Source organism: Bacillus sp. BC08 (genome assembly GCF_054326875.1).
Genome location: NZ_JBTGPA010000035.1, coordinates 117,362 through 134,394, shown reverse-complemented (window position 1 = coordinate 134,394; position 17,033 = coordinate 117,362). Strand labels below are relative to the sequence as shown.

Sequence of the window (17,033 nt, the reverse complement as noted above, 5' to 3'; positions counted from 1 at the left end):
AAAGAGGAGTTTTTATTTTAGATAGAGAGAGAAGATATTTATGGGGGAGCTTATGTCTAAAAAATTAGTAAAGCCTATTTTAAATGGTATTTTATTTCTCGGCGTCTTTTTATTTGCTCATACATACTTAAAAAATGTTTCCTTCACACGTTATTTACTTGTCGTTATACCGATGTTGCTCGTTGGTATGTTTGGCATCGACCTTATTTTATCCATTTTAATAAAAGAAGAAAAATAACGAGCAGGGCCGTCCCAAAAATATTCTGGGATGGCTTTCTTTTATTAATGGGTTATGTTTTGTCGTTTAGTCGATATAATCTTTCCCTATCTTAACTAAAAGGTGAAACTTTTGGACAGTCCCTTTTCATTTCATAATCACCCTATGTTACAATGAGATTCGGACAAAGCGAGAAAGGATGAACAACATGACAAACGAAAAAGGTTTAGATAAAGGATATGAACTTGTTGCAAAAATGCATGAAGAGTTCGGACACCCCGTGACAAATACTCCAACAAAACTAACAGAAGAGCGTGCAAAAATCCGTGCAAGTTTTATGCAAGAGGAGCTAGAAGAATTTCTAGAAGCAACGACTGTTGAAGATCAATATGATGCACTAATTGACCTTATTTACTTTGCATTCGGAACATTTGCCGAAATGGGCGTACGTCCTGATAAAGGATTCGAAATTGTAAATAATGCAAACATGGCAAAACTATTCCCTGATGGAAAACCTCGATTCCGTGAAGGCGATGGCAAAATTCTAAAACCAGAAGGCTGGCAAGCACCAGAGCCACAACTTCGTGCTGAAATCGAACGCCAACGCCAAGAAGCTGAAAAAAACTGCTAGAATTTCCTAGCAGTTTTTTATTATGTCTTTTTTTCTGCAATTCATTAATGACCCACGTGTCCCGCGTGTCCTGCTGCTCCACTAATGCTAGCCGCTCCTGCCGCTGCTCCTGCTGCTCCCGCTCCAATTCCACCTGTCCAAGGAGAAGATTGTTGCTGTTGATATTGTTGGTATTGTTGGTGCTGTTGGTGCTGTTGACCATGTTGGCCTTGATGACCTTGGTGACCGTGTTGGCCTTGATGACCGTGTTGGCCTTGGTGACCTTGATGGCCTTGATGACCGTGTTGGCCTTGATGACCATGTTGGCCGTGCTGACCTTGATGGCCTTGATGACCTTGATGGCCTTGATGGCCTTGATGACCTTGATGACCGTGTTGACCATGATGGCCTTGGTGCGTTTGATAAAGAACAGCTTGCGGATGAATGTGGTGGTGACCGTGGTGATGTACTTGTTGTTGATGACCATGGTGGCCATGGTGATGATGGTGGCCATGATGGCCATGTTGACCTTGATGATGATGGTGTCCATGATGGCCGTGCTGACCTTGGTGATGATGGTGTCCATGATGACCATGTTGACCTTGATGGTGGTGATGTCCATGATGACCGTGAACAACTTGCGGATACCCGCCTATTCCTCCAGCTACAACACCTATTCCTGGTACCGGAAATCCTGTCTGCACTCCTCCAACGAAAGAAGGAAATGTAGTTGGTGCTCCTACTGGAAATCCTGTCTGTACGCCAGCTACTGATGTTGGAAAGCTTCCTGTTACTGTAGGCATTCCAGCCCCTGCTGTCGAAAAGCCTCCCATTGATGTCGGCATTCCAGTTTGCATACCAGCTACCGATGTTGGAAAGCCTCCTGCTCCATCCATCCAGCTCGGAATTCCACCGTATCCTTGTTGGCCAGCTCCTCCCATTAACATCATTTGTTCATAACTACCCGACCCACCTCCGAAGAAGCCATGTGGTGCATTGTTATCCATCCCTTTCATTCCTTTCACCTCTTCTACTCATTTTAGCCTACCTTTTTTATCATATTTCCTATAGAAAAATAGGTGTTTGTCTGTATGGGAATTCCGCTCTTTTATTTGTACGTAATAGAATAATTGAAAACGTAGACTAAGGTGATCCAGAAATTATTTTCTACACAAAAAAGCTCAGAGTATAAATACTCTGAGCTTTTTATAGAATAAATTAGTTTGCAACAACGTTAACAAGTTTGCCAGGAACTACAATTACTTTACGAACTGTTTTTCCTTCAATTTGATCTTGAATTGCCTCAAGTGCAAGTTGTTCCATTTCTTCTTTTGATGCGTCTTTACTCATCGTTAGTTTCGCGCGAACTTTGCCCATAATTTGAACAACGATTTCAACTTCATCTTCTACAAGTTTAGACTCATCAAATGTTGGCCAGCTTGCATATGTTATTGTTTCATTGTATCCAAGTTTGCTCCATAGTTCTTCCCCGATGTGAGGTGCAACTGGTGCAATCATTTTTACGAAACCTTCTACATATTCTTTCGGAAGTGTTTCAGCTTTATATGCATCGTTGATGAATACCATCATTTGAGAAATCGCTGTGTTGAAGCGAAGCTCTGCATAGTCTTCTGTTACTTTCTTCACTGTTTGGTGGTAAGCTTTTTCAAGATTTTTGTTTGGTGCATCAGTAATTTTCTCACTTAATTCACCGTTATCTTGAATGAATAGGCGCCATACGCGGTCTAGGAAACGGCGAGCTCCGTCAAGACCATTTTCAGACCAAGCGATTGAAGCATCTAACGGTCCCATGAACATTTCGTATAGACGAAGTGTATCTGCACCATGGCTTGCTACAATATCATCAGGGTTTACAACGTTACCTTTTGATTTACTCATTTTCTCGTTGTTTTCACCTAGAATCATACCTTGGTTGAATAATTGTTGGAACGGCTCTTTCGTTGGAACTACACCGATATCGTATAATACTTTATGCCAGAAACGAGCATATAGTAAGTGAAGTACAGCGTGCTCCGCTCCTCCGATATAAATATCAACTGGAAGCCATTGTTTTACTTTTTCAGGATCTACAAGTGCTTCGCTATTGTTTGGATCGATGTAACGTAGGTAATACCAGCAGCTACCAGCCCATTGTGGCATTGTGTTCGTTTCACGACGACCTTTTTTACCAGTTTCAGGATCAACAACATTTACCCACTCGTCAATGTTAGCAAGTGGTGATTCACCTGTACCTGAAGGACGGATGTTTTCTGTTTTCGGAAGAACTAATGGTAATTCTTCTTCTTTCACAGCTGTCATTGTGCCATCTTCCCAGTGGATTACTGGAATTGGCTCCCCCCAGTAACGTTGACGGCTGAATAACCAGTCACGTAGACGGTACGTTACTTTTTGATTTCCTGCGCTCGTTACTTCAAGCCATTCAATCATTTTTGCGATTGCTTCTTCTTTATTTAAACCATCAAGGAATGCTGAGTTTACGTGTGCACCATCACCTGTGTACACTTCTTTCGTAATGTCTCCACCTTTTACAACTTCCTTCATTGGAAGATTGAATACTGATGCGAATTCATAGTCACGCTCATCGTGAGCTGGAACTGCCATTACAGCACCTGTTCCGTAAGTTGCAAGAACGTAATCAGCGATCCAGATTGGTAATTTCTCACCGTTTACTGGGTTAACTGCGTAAGCACCAGTGAATACACCAGTTTTTTCTTTCGCAAGTTCTGTACGCTCTAGGTCACTCTTCATTTTTACAGCGTTAATGTAAGCTTCTACCGCTTCTTTTTGTTCCCCTGTTGTAATTTCAGCAACAAGTGCATGTTCCGGAGCAAGTACACAGTATGTTGCACCAAATAGTGTATCAGGACGCGTTGTGAAAACTGTGAATTTCTCGTCTGTACCGTCGATATTGAAGTGTACTTCTGCACCTTCAGAACGACCGATCCAGTTACGTTGCATATCTTTTAAGCTTTCTGGCCAATCAAGCTCATCTAGATCTTCTAATAGACGATCTCCGTAAGCTGTAATTTTTAACATCCACTGTCTCATCGGACGACGCTCAACTGGATGCCCGCCGCGCTCACTCTTACCGTCAATGATTTCTTCGTTTGCAAGTACTGTACCAAGTGCTGGGCACCAGTTTACAGGTACTTCATCAACGTAAGCTAAACCTTTTTCAAATAGTTTTAGGAAGATCCATTGTGTCCACTTGTAGTAGTTTGGATCTGTTGTATTTACTTCACGATCCCAATCGTAAGAGAAACCTAATGCTTTAATTTGATTACGGAACGTATTAATATTAATCTCTGTAAATTCTGCCGGGCTGTTTCCAGTATCAAGTGCATATTGCTCTGCTGGAAGGCCGAATGCATCCCATCCCATTGGATGAAGAACGTTATATCCTTGCATACGCTTCATACGAGATAAAATATCTGTCGCTGTATAACCTTCTGGATGTCCTACGTGTAGGCCTGCACCTGATGGATATGGGAACATATCTAGTGCATAAAATTTTGGTTTTTCTGTCTCATCTGGCGTACGGAATGTTTTATTCTCTTCCCAGTACCCTTGCCACTTCTTCTCAATATCTTGATGATTAAAGCTCATGAGATACCCTCCTTGAAATTCTATTTATTTTCACCGCCCAAAATACAAAAAACCTCTCATCCCTAGAAAGGGACGAGAGGTTATAGATTCCCGCGGTACCACCCTAAATTAATGTACAAATATACATTCGCTTAGATCCGTAACGTGGATTAACGGCAATTGCTACTATTAGTTTCACAACTGCAACTCAAAGGCGAGTTCATAACGAAACGTGGATTGACTTGCACCGACCGTCAACTCTCTAAACCAGCTTCTATTACTACTACTCCTTCTCACTGTTATTACAAATATGAGTTAATGTGAACTACCTACCACTTCGTATCTCTAAAGAGCTTACTTAAAGCGAAGGCTTCTCGGTTAATCGTTACTTTTAATCACTAACGAATTCCTCTTAGGACAGCCGAGCTATCTCCCTTGTTCTAAAGGTTGTTTTATTTAAATATATTCTAAAACATGTGAACATGTTCCGTCAAACTAAACTGCAATTTTTTCTTCAACTGTTTCTTCTACTTTTACTCGTTTATCATACATGCTCGTTGCAATAAGCGCTACTACAAGCATTACCATGATTGCTATAAACAATACTTCCATATTGTATAAATCAACAATCGCTCCGCCAACGACCGGCCCGAACATTTTCCCTACAGTCGCTGCGCTATTTACAACGCCTTGATAAAAGCCTAACTTATCTTTTGGTGCAAGTATATTTGCAATGGTCGGAACTGCTGGCCATACAAATAACTCACCAATTGTTAATGTTACCATCGCAACAAGGAACATCGTAAATTGCTGCGCTTGACTTAACACAATGAATGACGCCGCAAAAATGACGATTCCAATCATAATTTGTTGTTTTAAAGAACGCTTCATCCAGCGAATTAACATACTTACAAGTGGCTGCGCGCAAACGATCATCGCTCCGTTTATCGTCCATAATAAACTATAATGACGAAGGCTAATATTTAATTCCCGCATATGAGTCGCAATCGCCCCTTGCCACTGTACATATGTAACCCAGCATAAAGCATATGCTACACATACGATAAGAAGTGCTTTGAATCCTGGTGTAAGCGACCAACCTTTTTTCGTTTCGACTTCTTTTTGTACGCCTGGCTCTTTTTTGTCTTCCATACCACGGAATCCAATAAAAGCAATTAAGAAGAAAACAAAGTATAAAATAAAGTTCGCTAAGAAAATATAATCAAAACGATACGATGCAACTAATCCACCACATGCTGTTCCGATCGCAATACCAACGTTTTGTCCAACATACATCGCATTAAATGCTCGTCTTCCGCCCTCTGGCCAAACCGTACCAACCATCGCATACATCGATGGGAAGACCATTCCAGAACCAAAACCGATTAACGCTAGCCACACAACATATAACGGCCAACCGTGGAAGAACACAAGACCTAAAATCGATACGAGTGTAATGACAATCCCTACTAAAGTTGATTTATAACCGCCCCATTTATCAAATAAAACACCGCCGAGCAAGTTTCCGATTACACCAGTAAGCGAGTTGATCATTAATACCATTCCGGCCACAGATAAAGATTTTCCTAGGTGATCATGCAAATAAATTGTATTAAAAGGCCATAAAAAAGAAGCACCCGTGACATTAATAATCATCCCAGCTACTAATAGCCATACTTTCCTTGGCATAGTCTCCCCTCCTATTCTATTTTTTCGTTCATCTATAACAGTAAAATTGTAGTCGTTTTTAAATAGGAAGGCAACTGATTAATAGTTGATGAAATTCAGATAACGGTATGTCAGTAAATGAAATTATATTGATTGCCACTTAAAAATATATCGACTTACCGACAAAAATTACATTAGTAACAATACATAAATAAAGGGAGACTGCATGAAGTTCATGCAGTCTCCTCTTTTTTGTACTATCCAACTTCTTTTTCTCGCTTTGCACGTTCTTTCGCACTCCATTTAAATATCTTATCTAATAGAGAGTATATTCTCCCAGACTCTTTCGTTAATAACGGACCTAACGATGCTAATATTAAAACGTACAGTGCAGAGAACGGTTTAATCGCTGCCATTAAGCCACCTGCAATGCCGATATTGGCTACAATAATGGAGAACTCTCCGCGTGATACGAGGGTTAAACCAATATTCGTAGAAGCCTTATGCGATAACCCGGCTTTACGTCCCGCCATCATTCCAGCTGTAAAATTACCGATGAGTGTAATAAGAACTGCTCCTAACGCCAACCACACTGCTCCTCCAAGTGAAAACGGATCTATACTTAAACCGAAGCTGAAAAAGAATATAGCTCCAAAGAAATCACGAAACGGGACGACGAGATGCTCAATCCGATCGCTATGCTCTGTTTCAGAAAAGACGAGTCCTAACAATAACGCTCCAATCGCCTCAGCAACATGAATCGTTTCTGAAAACCCTGCTACAAAGAATAAAATAGCGAATATTACGATAATAAAAATTTCATTTGACGAAATATCTAATACTTTATTTAGAAACGGCGTAGCTTTTCTAGCGACTACAAAGAATAGTATCATATATCCTACTGCGATTAACACCGATGTAAGAGCACCTAAAAATGATGTTGCACCACCAAGTACTAACCCTGAAACGACTGATAAATATACAGCTAAAAAGATATCATCAAACATAATGATTCCTAATATTAATTCAGTCTCTTTATTACCAGATCTTCTTAAATCAACAATTACTTTTGCAACAATTGCACTCGATGAAATTGTAATGATTCCAGCAATAATTAATGTTTCTAACAAGGGGAAGCCCATCACATATCCATAAAGCAAACCTAATATGAAATTAAGCGATATGTGGACAGTCCCCCCGAAAGCAATCGACTTTCCTGATTTAATTAATTTTTTTATTGAGAATTCTAAGCCTAAATAGAATAGGAGGAATATGACGCCAACGCGGCCGAGGAAGGAAATAACTTCTCCGCTTTCAATAAACCTTAAATCGATAAGTCCTAAATCTGGGGCATGAGGCCCCACTAACATACCGAGTATAATGAGAAACGGAATAATCGAGAACTTTAACTTCGCAGCGAGGATAGCTGCAAAAGCTACTAATACTAACGCAGTTCCAACTTCAAAGATTAAAGTATCCATCGATTAGGAATCACCTCCTGCTGAAAGCAATTCATTAATAATTCTTTTCACTTCATGTCTTTCACCCGACAACACGAGCATATCGCCAGCTTCAATAATAGAGTCTGGACCTGGATTAAAGAATTTCTTCATATTCTTTTTCAAAATAGCAATAATCGTTACGTTATATGTTTTTCTGACATGTAAGCTACCAATTGTTTGTTGTACTACTGGTGCCTTATTCTCCACCTTAAACCATTCAATTGATAATCCTTCAAAAGCCATCTCAATTGTATCTAACGCTTGTGGTCTATATACCATTCCGCCTAAAATAGCTGCAATTTGTCTCGCTTCAGAATCGCGAAGAGAAACACTTGAAATACTCTCATCATGATCCGCATCAAAATGATACATTTCTCTCCGACCATCATCATGAATCACGATAACCATTTTTTCATTACCTTTTGTAATTACTTCAAACTTACAACCAATACCCGGAAGTTCACTTTCTCTAATATTCATATTTTCCGCCTCCTAAATTTTTTAGTTACGGCTTTTACAAATCTACATCAATCTCTGTTTTAAACTTTTCATCTTTTGAGATTCCTAAATACTTGAGTGTTTCTGATGGAGTTGCGTGATGAAAATGCTTTTGCAATAGCGCAATCGCTATTCCTCTTTTGTACGCGTGATATCCAAATGTTTTTCGCATTGAGTTCGTTCCAATCTTCCCAACAATTCCAACCGCTTCAGCTGCGCTATGAATAACACGATACGCTTGTTGGCGTGAGATTGAATTTGTCGTTTTATTAGATTGAAATACGTAGTTTTCTCTTTGAGCATCAATAGATTGTACATACTCCAAAAGTGCTTCTTTTACTTTTGTATTTAAATAAATATCTTGTTTGAATTTTTCATCTTTCACAGGAAGAGAGTAGAACTCTTTAACAGTTCTATCTTCATTTAATACCTCTTCAAATTTCATGCTAAGTAGTTCAGTAATCTTTAATCCAGTGTTAATTCCAATAACAAATAAAAGATAATCTCGCTGCGAGTGCTCTTTTAAATACTTTTTCATAGCCTCAATTTGGCTTATATCTTTTAATGCCTCTACAACTTCCATACATGTATCTCCTCATCTTATGAACGGTAATTTTCTCATTATCCTGTTCATTTTACCTTATCACGCTATGAGATTTCCATGTATTATCCATTATTTTCACAATATACGACTTAGGTCTGACAATTTTTCATTTTGAAATTTATGATTGTACAAATACGGTGTGGGTAGAAAAATAGGGGATACAAGTTCAGCTTCTTTCTACAGATCGGATTCCTCCTTTCATTTTTCGGTTGCTGATACTCACATATTATGTTACTTATTTACATTATATTATATATTTCAGTAACATTAAAGTGTTTTTTCTGAAAATACAAAAAGCCGAGCACTTTCACTCGGCCTTTTACCTATTAATCTTCTTTCGGAAGAACAATTCCTTTATACAATTGAACTGTAATGAAGTAATAAATCGCATAAATAACTACGAAAATTACGATTGGTACCCAAATACGGAAGTAAGGATCCATTAAAATAAATCCGAAAATATTCATACCAACTAATACGTGAGCAATACCCACAATTGCTGGGAATAAGAATACTAAGAATAACTCTTTATAAATCGATTTCGTTAATAACTCACGGCGCACACCGATTTTACGAAGCATTTGATAACGCGTAATATCTTTTGATGCGCCAGAAAGAATTTTAAACATTAAACAACTTGCCATCATTGCTAAGAACGCAATTCCAAGGAAGAATCCCATAAATACAGTTCCGCTCGCAATGCCGTAGAATCCATTGTAAGCTTGATATTTACTATCTAATCTTTCAGCTTTTATATTTTTATATTTATCTAGCTGCAACTCGTCAAGTTTTTTCCATTCTTTTGTATATGTTAAGAAATCATCTACTTTTCCGATAAATGCTATACCTTCTTTACCATTTATCTCATCGTACATTTTTTGATCTACAATTTTAATTGCATGATCCTGGTATACATAAAATGGCTGAATTGTTCTGAAAGCATCGTCCCATTCTTCTGGAAGTTCTTTCGCATTCGCATCTTTTTCATTCATCTCTCTAGAAATTGCGCCTACTGGTAGTTCCTGTGAAGCTTTTTTCGTATTCACTAAATCTTTCATTGACTTCACGTTTGTCATATCTTTTACTAAAGGACGATTTTTTTCTAAATCTTCTTTTACATAGTAAACGTATTTATCATCAACTTTATAACGATATTCGCTTTTCTCTTTAAATGTAATACCGTCTAAAATTTTCTTTTCTTCAGCTGTTGGGTTATGAACTACTGAATCATATATTACTAAACCGTCTACCATTTTTATAACGTTATTTTTAAACGCCATACCACCTGAAATTGCACCCGCTCCAAGCGCTACTAACATCGCTACTGTTGCAAGTACCTTCGTTAAACTATTAATACGAAAATTTAATTGTGCAAATGTAAAAGCATTAAGCCCTTTTTCACTACGCTTCTTATTACTTTTTAACTTTTTAATAATAACCGGAAGAAGTGACCCAAATAGCATGTAAGTACCAGCTGTTGTTGTAATTAATGCAATAAGGATTCCCATTTCTCTTAGTTTTTCCATGTAAATCATCGATGCATAGCCAGTTCCTAATAAAATAACAGCAAGGACTGCAACGACACCTGTCATTTTTCCTTTTACCGCAACACGCTCTGTTTGTGCATCTGCATGTACGAGTTGCAATACAGAAATACGTGATAATTTAATACTGTTCATAATTGCTGATAATACAAATAGTGCAAAGAAGAAGATACAAGTAACAGTCATAGATGGTAGATAAAATGCTTTATACCCTTCACCAGCAAATTCAAGCTGTTTCATTAATAACTGTCCAATACCCGCTGCAAGTCCTACACCAACTGTAATTCCGATCGCAAGAGATGCAGCACCTAATACGATTGTTTCAATAAACATAAGTAATGTAACTTTATGTTTTTTCGCTCCTAACATCATATACATACCAAACTCTTTTTGACGAAGAGATAATAAGAATGAATTTGCATATAAAATGTAGAAGAACGTTATAATTGCTAATAAAAATGAACCTGCTTGGAATACGAATCCAATTGATTGAATAACTGAATTAGATTCGATAAACGCTTTATTCAACGCTAACGTTTGGAACATGTAAAAAATTGAAATCGACATGACAAGACCGACAAGTAAGACGATATAATCTTTCAGCTTACTTTTCAGCCCCGACATGGAAAGTTTAAATAACATACTGGACCCTCCTTTCTTACGCTTTTTGTGTACCTAAATCTGCAAGTACATCTAAAATTTCTTTGTAGAACTCTTCACGCGTACCACCGCGATGAATTTCTTTATATAGCTCACCATCTTGAATGAATAAAATACGCTGACAGTAACTTGCACTATACGGATCATGCGTAACCATCATAATCGATACACCTTGATCCTTATTTAAATTTGTCATCGCATCAAGTAAGCTCGTTGCATTTTTAGAATCAAGAGCTCCTGTTGGCTCGTCCCCTAAAATAATTGCCGGCTCATGCACAAGTGCGCGCGCTGCTGCTGAACGTTGTTTCTGTCCACCAGAGACTTCAGATGGATACTTTTGAAGTATTTCTGTAATCCCTAGCATATCCGCTACTTTCTCTACTTTCGGTCCAATATTTCGTGATGAAACACCTTGAAGAGAAAGCGGAAGTGCAATGTTTTCATAAATAGATAAGTTCTCTAATAAGTTAAAGTCTTGGAAAATGAATCCTAACTTTTGCGAACGGAAATCAGAAAGCTCACCTTGCTTCATTTTCGTAATATCCGTACCCGCAATTTCAACAACGCCGCCCGTTGCTTTATCAAGCGTTGAAATTACATTTAATAATGTCGTTTTACCAGAACCAGATGGTCCCATAATCCCAACAAACTCACCCTCTTGAATCGAGAATGAAACACCTTTTAACGCGTGTGATTGGTTCTCACCTTTTTTACCGTACACTTTTTGAACGTTTTTCACGTCTACAACTGGTTTCGTCATATATATCCTCCTACGTTTGTTTTTCCATTACCTATTTTGCGCCTTTTGGGGGTGAACTGCTATTTGTTAACATTACAATTACCTTACACTTTTGTAATATAAAAAACGGGCGTGTGTAAGGTTCGTTCGTAAATGAATTATTATCAGTGATTTTCAAAATATATCGACTTACCGACAAAAGATGAAAATAAAAATGGGCCGTTCCGCAAAAGGAACAGCCCATTTCTCTCTTTATCCCGCTTTAATGGGCAGTAAGACCCCCACCTCAAAATTCAGCGAAAGCAAAGAAGTTAGGTGGGGGTCGGGCTGCCCATTAAAGTCCGATTGGTGAGGGCTAATAATCAGTGGGGGATGAAGAACCCCCCCACTGATTAAAGTTTCACTTTATTTCTTTAAAGGTGTTACCGTCCAATACGTAATAACACGCCAAATCCATTCTAACGGACCCATTTTAAAGATTTTCATCCAAATTACACTAAACACAATTTGAATAACGTAAATTGCGATACATACATATAACGTCTGCATGTATGTTAAGTTTTCTGCGAAGTTAAATACGCTACCAGCAATTAAAATCATTGCCGTTTGTCCAATGTAATTTGTTAAAGCCATACGACCGTAGTATTTCAGTGGCGCTAACAATATTTGAACTGGTTTTAGCTGAAGTAATAAAATTAATGCTCCGACATAGAAAGCTGAAATAATTGGTCCAACTGTAACACCAATTTTTAAGAATTGACCTGCAGCATCTATCGTTCCATCTTCATTCATAAGCATCATATTTACGAATGGCTCAGCAGGAACGTGCCCATATTGATACCATAACGCTACAACACTTAAAATGAACATAATGCCTGTAAAAATAGCGACTTGTTTGATTTTCGCTGAAAGGTTTTCAAACACTTTATACTGCCCCGCAGCAAGACCTAATAAAATTAAACCTAATGGTAATAATTCCTTAGCTGCCATAATACTAAAAGCTATCGTAAGAATAAGACCGATTACTACATTCACTTCTTTTTTCGCTTTATAAAACGGTAAAACGACTAATCCACAAATTGCGTATAACGCTAGTGCTTCTCCAGGCTGAAACATTTGATGAATTAAACCAAAAATAAATAGCGCAACTAAGCGACGTAAAAATAAAACATAGCCATTTTTCCCTTTCGCAATTGCTCGCGTAATAAAGATATAGAATCCTACTCCAAATAAGAATGAGAAAATCGAGAAGAAACGACCTTCTACAAATAAATATAGAAACCTTTGATAGCTAGCATCTACTGTATTAGGATCTGGAGTTTTAATATTAAGTAGTGCTAGAATATTTACTAAAATAATCCCCAGTAATGCGAAACCACGAATGTAATCTAACTCGTCAATTCGTTTGTTTGTAATATTGTTCCCCATAAAGCAACTCCTTGTCCAAAATTTAATCCTCCCTTACTCTAATGGAAATGTTATCTTACAACTATCGGCAAACCTTACAGTAATCTTACATTATTGTCATATAGTAAAATGAAGCTTTAATCAGACTTTTGCGATACAAAATAAAACCAGGTCGTATTGCGACCTGGTTTACTCTGATTGCTTTGATCTTTGCGGTTGTCCTTTTTTACTATTACGCTGTTTCACTTGCACAACCGGATCAAGCTCATTTGAAAACTCAGCGTTATGTCCATTTTGCGTTTTTTGCTCTGGATTATTTTGATCTGAACGTTTCGCCATTACATTCACTCCTTATTAGTGCGGTGTAATAATCATTTGATGTTGCAGTTGGCGAATTGCCATGCGTGCTCTATTTAATTGCTCACGTTGCTCATCATTCGCATGTTGTTGCATCGTTTGTAAATCGTTATATGCTTGTTCTAATTGTAACTGTGCATCTGAATACTCCATCGTATTGTAATGCTCTTGTCTCATGCCTTGGTCTAATTGTTCTTTCGCGTATTCCACAGCTTGTTCCGCTTGTGTAATATACGATTCAAGTGATTGACGCTCTGCCATAATTGTCCCTCCTTGCTTCAATTCCCCTTTAGTGTGTCCCTTCCATCTCTACCTTATGAGTATGTTATAATGGATTTTGTTTCATTTTGACTCGGCTTAGGAGGGAAAGTAATGAAGGTTCAAAACCCTTTTCCATATACAAACGACAATAAACGTTATCATACATGGAATTACCATTTACGAAATGAATTTGGTGAAAAAATCTTTAAAGTTTCATTAGATGCTGGCTTCGATTGCCCGAACCGTGACGGTACAGTTGCTTACGGTGGTTGTACATTTTGCAGTGCTGCCGGATCTGGTGACTTCGCTGGCAATCGCCGCGATGATGTTATAACGCAATATCATGAAATGAAAGAAAAAATGCGCTCGAAGTGGAAAGATGGCAAATGTATCGCTTATTTCCAAGCTTACACAAATACACACGCACCACTTGAAGTGTTAAAAGAAAAATTCGAACCGCTTCTAGCAGAAAAAGACGTTGTCGGTCTTTCTATTGCGACTCGTCCAGATTGTTTACCAGACGATGTCGTTGAATATTTAGCGGACTTAAATAAACGCACGTATCTTTGGGTTGAACTTGGACTACAAACCGTTCATGAACGAACTGCAAACCTTATTAATCGCGCTCATGACTACCCATCTTACGTGGAAGGCGTAAATAAATTACGTAAGCACGGCATTAGAGTTTGCTCTCATATTATTAACGGTCTTCCCCTTGAAGATTATGACATGATGATGGAAACAGCTCGTGAAGTAGCGAAGCTTGATGTACAAGGAATTAAAATTCATTTACTTCATTTATTAAAAGGAACGCCAATGGTGAAGCAATATGAAAAAGGACAACTCGAGTTCCTTTCTCTTGAAGATTACGTAAGTCTCGTTGTTGACCAACTTGAAATGATTCCAGAAGACGTAATTGTGCACCGCATCACAGGTGACGGTCCACCTGACCTAATGATTGGCCCAATGTGGAGCTTAAATAAATGGGAAGTATTAAATTCCATCGATGCAGAATTTGTACGCCGCGGGAGCTGGCAAGGAAAATATGCAAATGAGGAGAAACAAAAATGAAATTAGAACGTGTATTACCGTTTGCTCGCACACTGCTGCAAACGGCTGTTAAAGAAGACGATTACGCTGTAGATGCAACACTGGGAAATGGACATGACACTTGCTTCCTAGCTGAAATCGTTGGAGATAACGGAAAAGTATTTGGATTTGATATTCAAAAAGAAGCAATTGAAAGCTCCACTATCCGTTTAAAAGAAAAAGAGCTTTTCGAACGTACTGTTTTAGTTCACGATAGTCACGATACGCTCTTATCCGTATTACCAGAAGATGCAAAAGGAAAAGTAACAGGCGCTATCTTCAACTTAGGTTACCTTCCTGGCGGTGACAAACATATCGTTACAAAACCGAACTCAACAATTTCAGCAATTGAACAATTACTAGAAGTAATGGCACCTGAAGGAATCATCGTCCTTGTCATTTACCACGGACACCCAGAAGGACAAGTAGAACGCGACGCTGTTCTCAAATTTGCAGAAGAACTAGACCAAAAACAAGCTCACGTACTGCGATATGGGTTCATTAACCAGCAAAATAACCCGCCATTTATTGTGGCGATTGAGAAGCGCTAAATATATCGACGATTTTTCAATTATATCTATCGTAACTCCGGATATATCAACGATTTTTTCGATATATCGACGATTCGACACAACATAACAAAAAAAGACGTGCACCCATTGCACGTCTTTTTCTTATTCTCCTATATAATGGATGTATACAATATTTGAAGAAAGAAGGATAGAACTTTGCTAGTAGAACTAAGGGGAATTCAAAAGAAGTATGGCAAATCACTTATACTAGACAACATTGATTTATCCATTCCAGAAGGAGAAGCGCTCGCTATTATTGGCGGGAACGGGACTGGAAAAAGTACTCTACTCAAAATAATTGCAGGATTTATTTCACCTACGGCAGGGACACTTCAAAGAAAAGAACATATACAAATTGGCTATGTACCTGAACATTTTCCTGAAGGGATTCGTTTTACATTAGAAGATTATCTATATCATCTCGGCCACATTCACGGTTTATCAACAAAATATGTAAAAGATAAAATTCCGATGCTTCTTGAGTCTTTTCATTTACATCATGCAAGACATTCCGTTGTACGAAACTTTTCAAAAGGTATGAAACAAAAAACTGGTATTATGCAAGCGTTACTTACAGACGTCCATTTATTAATTTTAGACGAACCGCTTTCTGGGCTCGATCCTAACTCACAGCAAGAACTAGAACATATTTTACTCTCATTAAAACAACAAGGCATATCTATACTCTTCACATGTCACGAAAAGCAACTACTAGAAAACTTTGCCGATAGAATTGTGACGTTAGCAAATCATACAATCACGGCAAATATCTCTGTGCAAAAATCAGCAGAACAAGTCTATATTGAAGCAATCGTTCACGAAACATTTTCAGCAATAGAACTACGGAAACAATTAGGATTTATACACGTTGTACACAATTCAAATCAAAACCTTATTCAACTACAAATCGAAAAAGAATATACAAACGAAATGCTTCAGTTTTTATTACATAAAAAAGCATTTATCACACTGCTACAACCTAACTTTTAAATCGAAAGAAGGTTTATTATGTTTGCGCTTATTCGTTACCATTTTCTCGACTATACAAAATCATATAAGTACGTCCCTCCTATTGCGATGTACTTTGTGAGCTTACTTTTTGTATATACATATAAACCGACTCCTATTGTACCGACATACTTAGAAACTGCACTCGCACTTTATTTATTATCTGCCTGGATTACAGTCACAATTTTTCATACGGAAGACCCTGTACAAGAACAAATTACTATTTCTCACACAAATAATATTTCCGCACTATATGTGGGTAAATATATTACGGCTCTTCTCATTTGTTCTGTTTTATCTTTCATATCCGTAATCTACCCAATTATTTTGCAAATGTTTAATGAAGAAATGACAGTTTCTTTATTTTTAGTCGGATTTCTTGCTCATATATCTTTCTCTATATTAGGAATTTCAATCGCAACTTTATTTACTAGAAATATTATTCCAAAAGCAAGCACCGCTTGGCTTAGCCTGACATTCATATTACTTATAACAATTGCCTCAATCCGGTTTAAAAAAGAGCTACTATGGTTTTTACCACCTGTCGAAAGCTTTCTAATGCTTGGACAATACAAAATGAATATACTTACTCACACGCTATGGCTCACAGCTTGGGCTATCGTATATTCATTTTTATTACTTACTTTATTTCTATTTGTCGTTCGCAAAAAACGTTTTTAATTACATACTA

General features: G+C 37.9%; 17 protein-coding genes and 1 other annotated feature. Of the genes, 6 read left to right on the top strand and 11 right to left on the bottom strand.

Annotated features, from left to right (window positions below; genetic code table 11):
* Positions 1 to 52: 52 nt before the first annotated feature.
* Entirely contained in the window at positions 53 to 238 is a 186-nt protein-coding gene (locus ACXVYO_RS18725) for a hypothetical protein (protein ID WP_000038782.1), read from the top strand.
* A 187-nt stretch (positions 239 to 425) separates the two neighbouring features.
* Positions 426 to 848, top strand: a complete 423-nt coding sequence (locus tag ACXVYO_RS18720; RefSeq protein WP_000180547.1) for a pyrophosphohydrolase domain-containing protein — start codon at positions 426 to 428, stop codon at positions 846 to 848.
* A gap of 44 nt (positions 849 to 892) precedes the next feature.
* Here ACXVYO_RS18720 and ACXVYO_RS18715 read toward each other — a convergent pair whose 3' ends face one another.
* The 11 genes from ACXVYO_RS18715 to ACXVYO_RS18665 form a co-directional block, all read right to left on the bottom strand.
* The gene (locus ACXVYO_RS18715) at positions 893 to 1,843 is read right to left on the bottom strand and encodes a hypothetical protein (RefSeq protein ID WP_458468173.1); all 951 of its coding nucleotides are present in this window, start codon (positions 1,841 to 1,843) and stop codon (positions 893 to 895) included.
* A gap of 202 nt (positions 1,844 to 2,045) precedes the next feature.
* Positions 2,046 to 4,454 (bottom strand): leucine--tRNA ligase, encoded by a 2,409-nt coding sequence (gene leuS, locus ACXVYO_RS18710; RefSeq protein WP_458468172.1) that lies wholly within the window; start codon positions 4,452 to 4,454, stop codon positions 2,046 to 2,048.
* Between the two features lie 65 nt (positions 4,455 to 4,519).
* Positions 4,520 to 4,739: a binding site (T-box leader), on the bottom strand.
* 189 nt (positions 4,740 to 4,928) lie between these two features.
* Entirely contained in the window at positions 4,929 to 6,122 is a 1,194-nt protein-coding gene (locus ACXVYO_RS18705; protein ID WP_063262131.1) for an MDR family MFS transporter, read from the bottom strand.
* 236 nt (positions 6,123 to 6,358) lie between these two features.
* Positions 6,359 to 7,582, bottom strand: a complete 1,224-nt coding sequence (locus ACXVYO_RS18700) for a cation:proton antiporter (RefSeq protein WP_458468171.1) — start codon at positions 7,580 to 7,582, stop codon at positions 6,359 to 6,361.
* A 3-nt stretch (positions 7,583 to 7,585) separates the two neighbouring features.
* The gene (locus ACXVYO_RS18695; RefSeq protein WP_097845216.1) at positions 7,586 to 8,083 is read right to left on the bottom strand and encodes a cation:proton antiporter regulatory subunit; all 498 of its coding nucleotides are present in this window, start codon (positions 8,081 to 8,083) and stop codon (positions 7,586 to 7,588) included.
* Between the two features lie 34 nt (positions 8,084 to 8,117).
* Positions 8,118 to 8,684: a tyrosine-type recombinase/integrase gene (locus ACXVYO_RS18690; RefSeq protein ID WP_063262134.1), complete on the bottom strand. Its 567-nt coding sequence runs from the start codon at positions 8,682 to 8,684 to the stop codon at positions 8,118 to 8,120.
* 347 nt (positions 8,685 to 9,031) lie between these two features.
* Positions 9,032 to 10,891, bottom strand: coding sequence for an FtsX-like permease family protein (locus ACXVYO_RS18685; protein ID WP_458468170.1), 1,860 nt, complete (start codon positions 10,889 to 10,891; stop codon positions 9,032 to 9,034).
* A 16-nt stretch (positions 10,892 to 10,907) separates the two neighbouring features.
* A complete protein-coding gene (locus tag ACXVYO_RS18680; protein WP_046198226.1) occupies positions 10,908 to 11,669 on the bottom strand; it encodes an ABC transporter ATP-binding protein in 762 nt (253 codons plus the stop codon).
* 384 nt (positions 11,670 to 12,053) lie between these two features.
* Positions 12,054 to 13,076 (bottom strand): DUF418 domain-containing protein, encoded by a 1,023-nt coding sequence (locus tag ACXVYO_RS18675; RefSeq protein ID WP_458468169.1) that lies wholly within the window; start codon positions 13,074 to 13,076, stop codon positions 12,054 to 12,056.
* 168 nt (positions 13,077 to 13,244) lie between these two features.
* Positions 13,245 to 13,394: a hypothetical protein gene (locus tag ACXVYO_RS18670; protein WP_001129345.1), complete on the bottom strand. Its 150-nt coding sequence runs from the start codon at positions 13,392 to 13,394 to the stop codon at positions 13,245 to 13,247.
* A gap of 15 nt (positions 13,395 to 13,409) precedes the next feature.
* Entirely contained in the window at positions 13,410 to 13,673 is a 264-nt protein-coding gene (locus tag ACXVYO_RS18665; protein ID WP_000840869.1) for a YtzC family protein, read from the bottom strand.
* A 111-nt stretch (positions 13,674 to 13,784) separates the two neighbouring features.
* Here ACXVYO_RS18665 and ACXVYO_RS18660 point away from each other — a divergent pair, with 111 nt between their 5' ends.
* The 4 genes from ACXVYO_RS18660 to ACXVYO_RS18645 all read left to right on the top strand — a co-directional run bounded on the left by ACXVYO_RS18660 (position 13,785) and on the right by ACXVYO_RS18645 (position 17,023).
* A complete protein-coding gene (locus ACXVYO_RS18660; protein ID WP_458468168.1) occupies positions 13,785 to 14,744 on the top strand; it encodes a TIGR01212 family radical SAM protein in 960 nt (319 codons plus the stop codon).
* Positions 14,741 to 15,313, top strand: coding sequence for a class I SAM-dependent methyltransferase (locus ACXVYO_RS18655; protein ID WP_458468167.1), 573 nt, complete (start codon positions 14,741 to 14,743; stop codon positions 15,311 to 15,313). Before ACXVYO_RS18660 ends, ACXVYO_RS18655 begins: the two co-directional genes overlap by 4 nt.
* A gap of 177 nt (positions 15,314 to 15,490) precedes the next feature.
* Entirely contained in the window at positions 15,491 to 16,324 is an 834-nt protein-coding gene (locus ACXVYO_RS18650) for an ABC transporter ATP-binding protein (protein WP_458468166.1), read from the top strand.
* Between the two features lie 18 nt (positions 16,325 to 16,342).
* Complete coding sequence (locus ACXVYO_RS18645) at positions 16,343 to 17,023, top strand: ABC transporter permease (RefSeq protein WP_458468165.1); 681 nt, start codon at positions 16,343 to 16,345, stop codon at positions 17,021 to 17,023.
* The last annotated feature ends 10 nt before the right edge of the window (positions 17,024 to 17,033 follow it).

Coding starts and splice junctions, on each gene's coding strand:
- ACXVYO_RS18725 (WP_000038782.1), top strand. CDS start 53: ATGTCTAAAAAATTAGTAAAGCCTATTTTAAATGGTATTTTATTTCTC.
- ACXVYO_RS18720 (WP_000180547.1), top strand. CDS start 426: ATGACAAACGAAAAAGGTTTAGATAAAGGATATGAACTTGTTGCAAAA.
- ACXVYO_RS18715 (WP_458468173.1), bottom strand. CDS start 1,843: ATGAAAGGGATGGATAACAATGCACCACATGGCTTCTTCGGAGGTGGG.
- leuS (WP_458468172.1), bottom strand. CDS start 4,454: ATGAGCTTTAATCATCAAGATATTGAGAAGAAGTGGCAAGGGTACTGG.
- ACXVYO_RS18705 (WP_063262131.1), bottom strand. CDS start 6,122: ATGCCAAGGAAAGTATGGCTATTAGTAGCTGGGATGATTATTAATGTC.
- ACXVYO_RS18700 (WP_458468171.1), bottom strand. CDS start 7,582: ATGGATACTTTAATCTTTGAAGTTGGAACTGCGTTAGTATTAGTAGCT.
- ACXVYO_RS18695 (WP_097845216.1), bottom strand. CDS start 8,083: ATGAATATTAGAGAAAGTGAACTTCCGGGTATTGGTTGTAAGTTTGAA.
- ACXVYO_RS18690 (WP_063262134.1), bottom strand. CDS start 8,684: ATGGAAGTTGTAGAGGCATTAAAAGATATAAGCCAAATTGAGGCTATG.
- ACXVYO_RS18685 (WP_458468170.1), bottom strand. CDS start 10,891: ATGTTATTTAAACTTTCCATGTCGGGGCTGAAAAGTAAGCTGAAAGAT.
- ACXVYO_RS18680 (WP_046198226.1), bottom strand. CDS start 11,669: ATGACGAAACCAGTTGTAGACGTGAAAAACGTTCAAAAAGTGTACGGT.
- ACXVYO_RS18675 (WP_458468169.1), bottom strand. CDS start 13,076: ATGGGGAACAATATTACAAACAAACGAATTGACGAGTTAGATTACATT.
- ACXVYO_RS18670 (WP_001129345.1), bottom strand. CDS start 13,394: ATGGCGAAACGTTCAGATCAAAATAATCCAGAGCAAAAAACGCAAAAT.
- ACXVYO_RS18665 (WP_000840869.1), bottom strand. CDS start 13,673: ATGGCAGAGCGTCAATCACTTGAATCGTATATTACACAAGCGGAACAA.
- ACXVYO_RS18660 (WP_458468168.1), top strand. CDS start 13,785: ATGAAGGTTCAAAACCCTTTTCCATATACAAACGACAATAAACGTTAT.
- ACXVYO_RS18655 (WP_458468167.1), top strand. CDS start 14,741: ATGAAATTAGAACGTGTATTACCGTTTGCTCGCACACTGCTGCAAACG.
- ACXVYO_RS18645 (WP_458468165.1), top strand. CDS start 16,343: ATGTTTGCGCTTATTCGTTACCATTTTCTCGACTATACAAAATCATAT.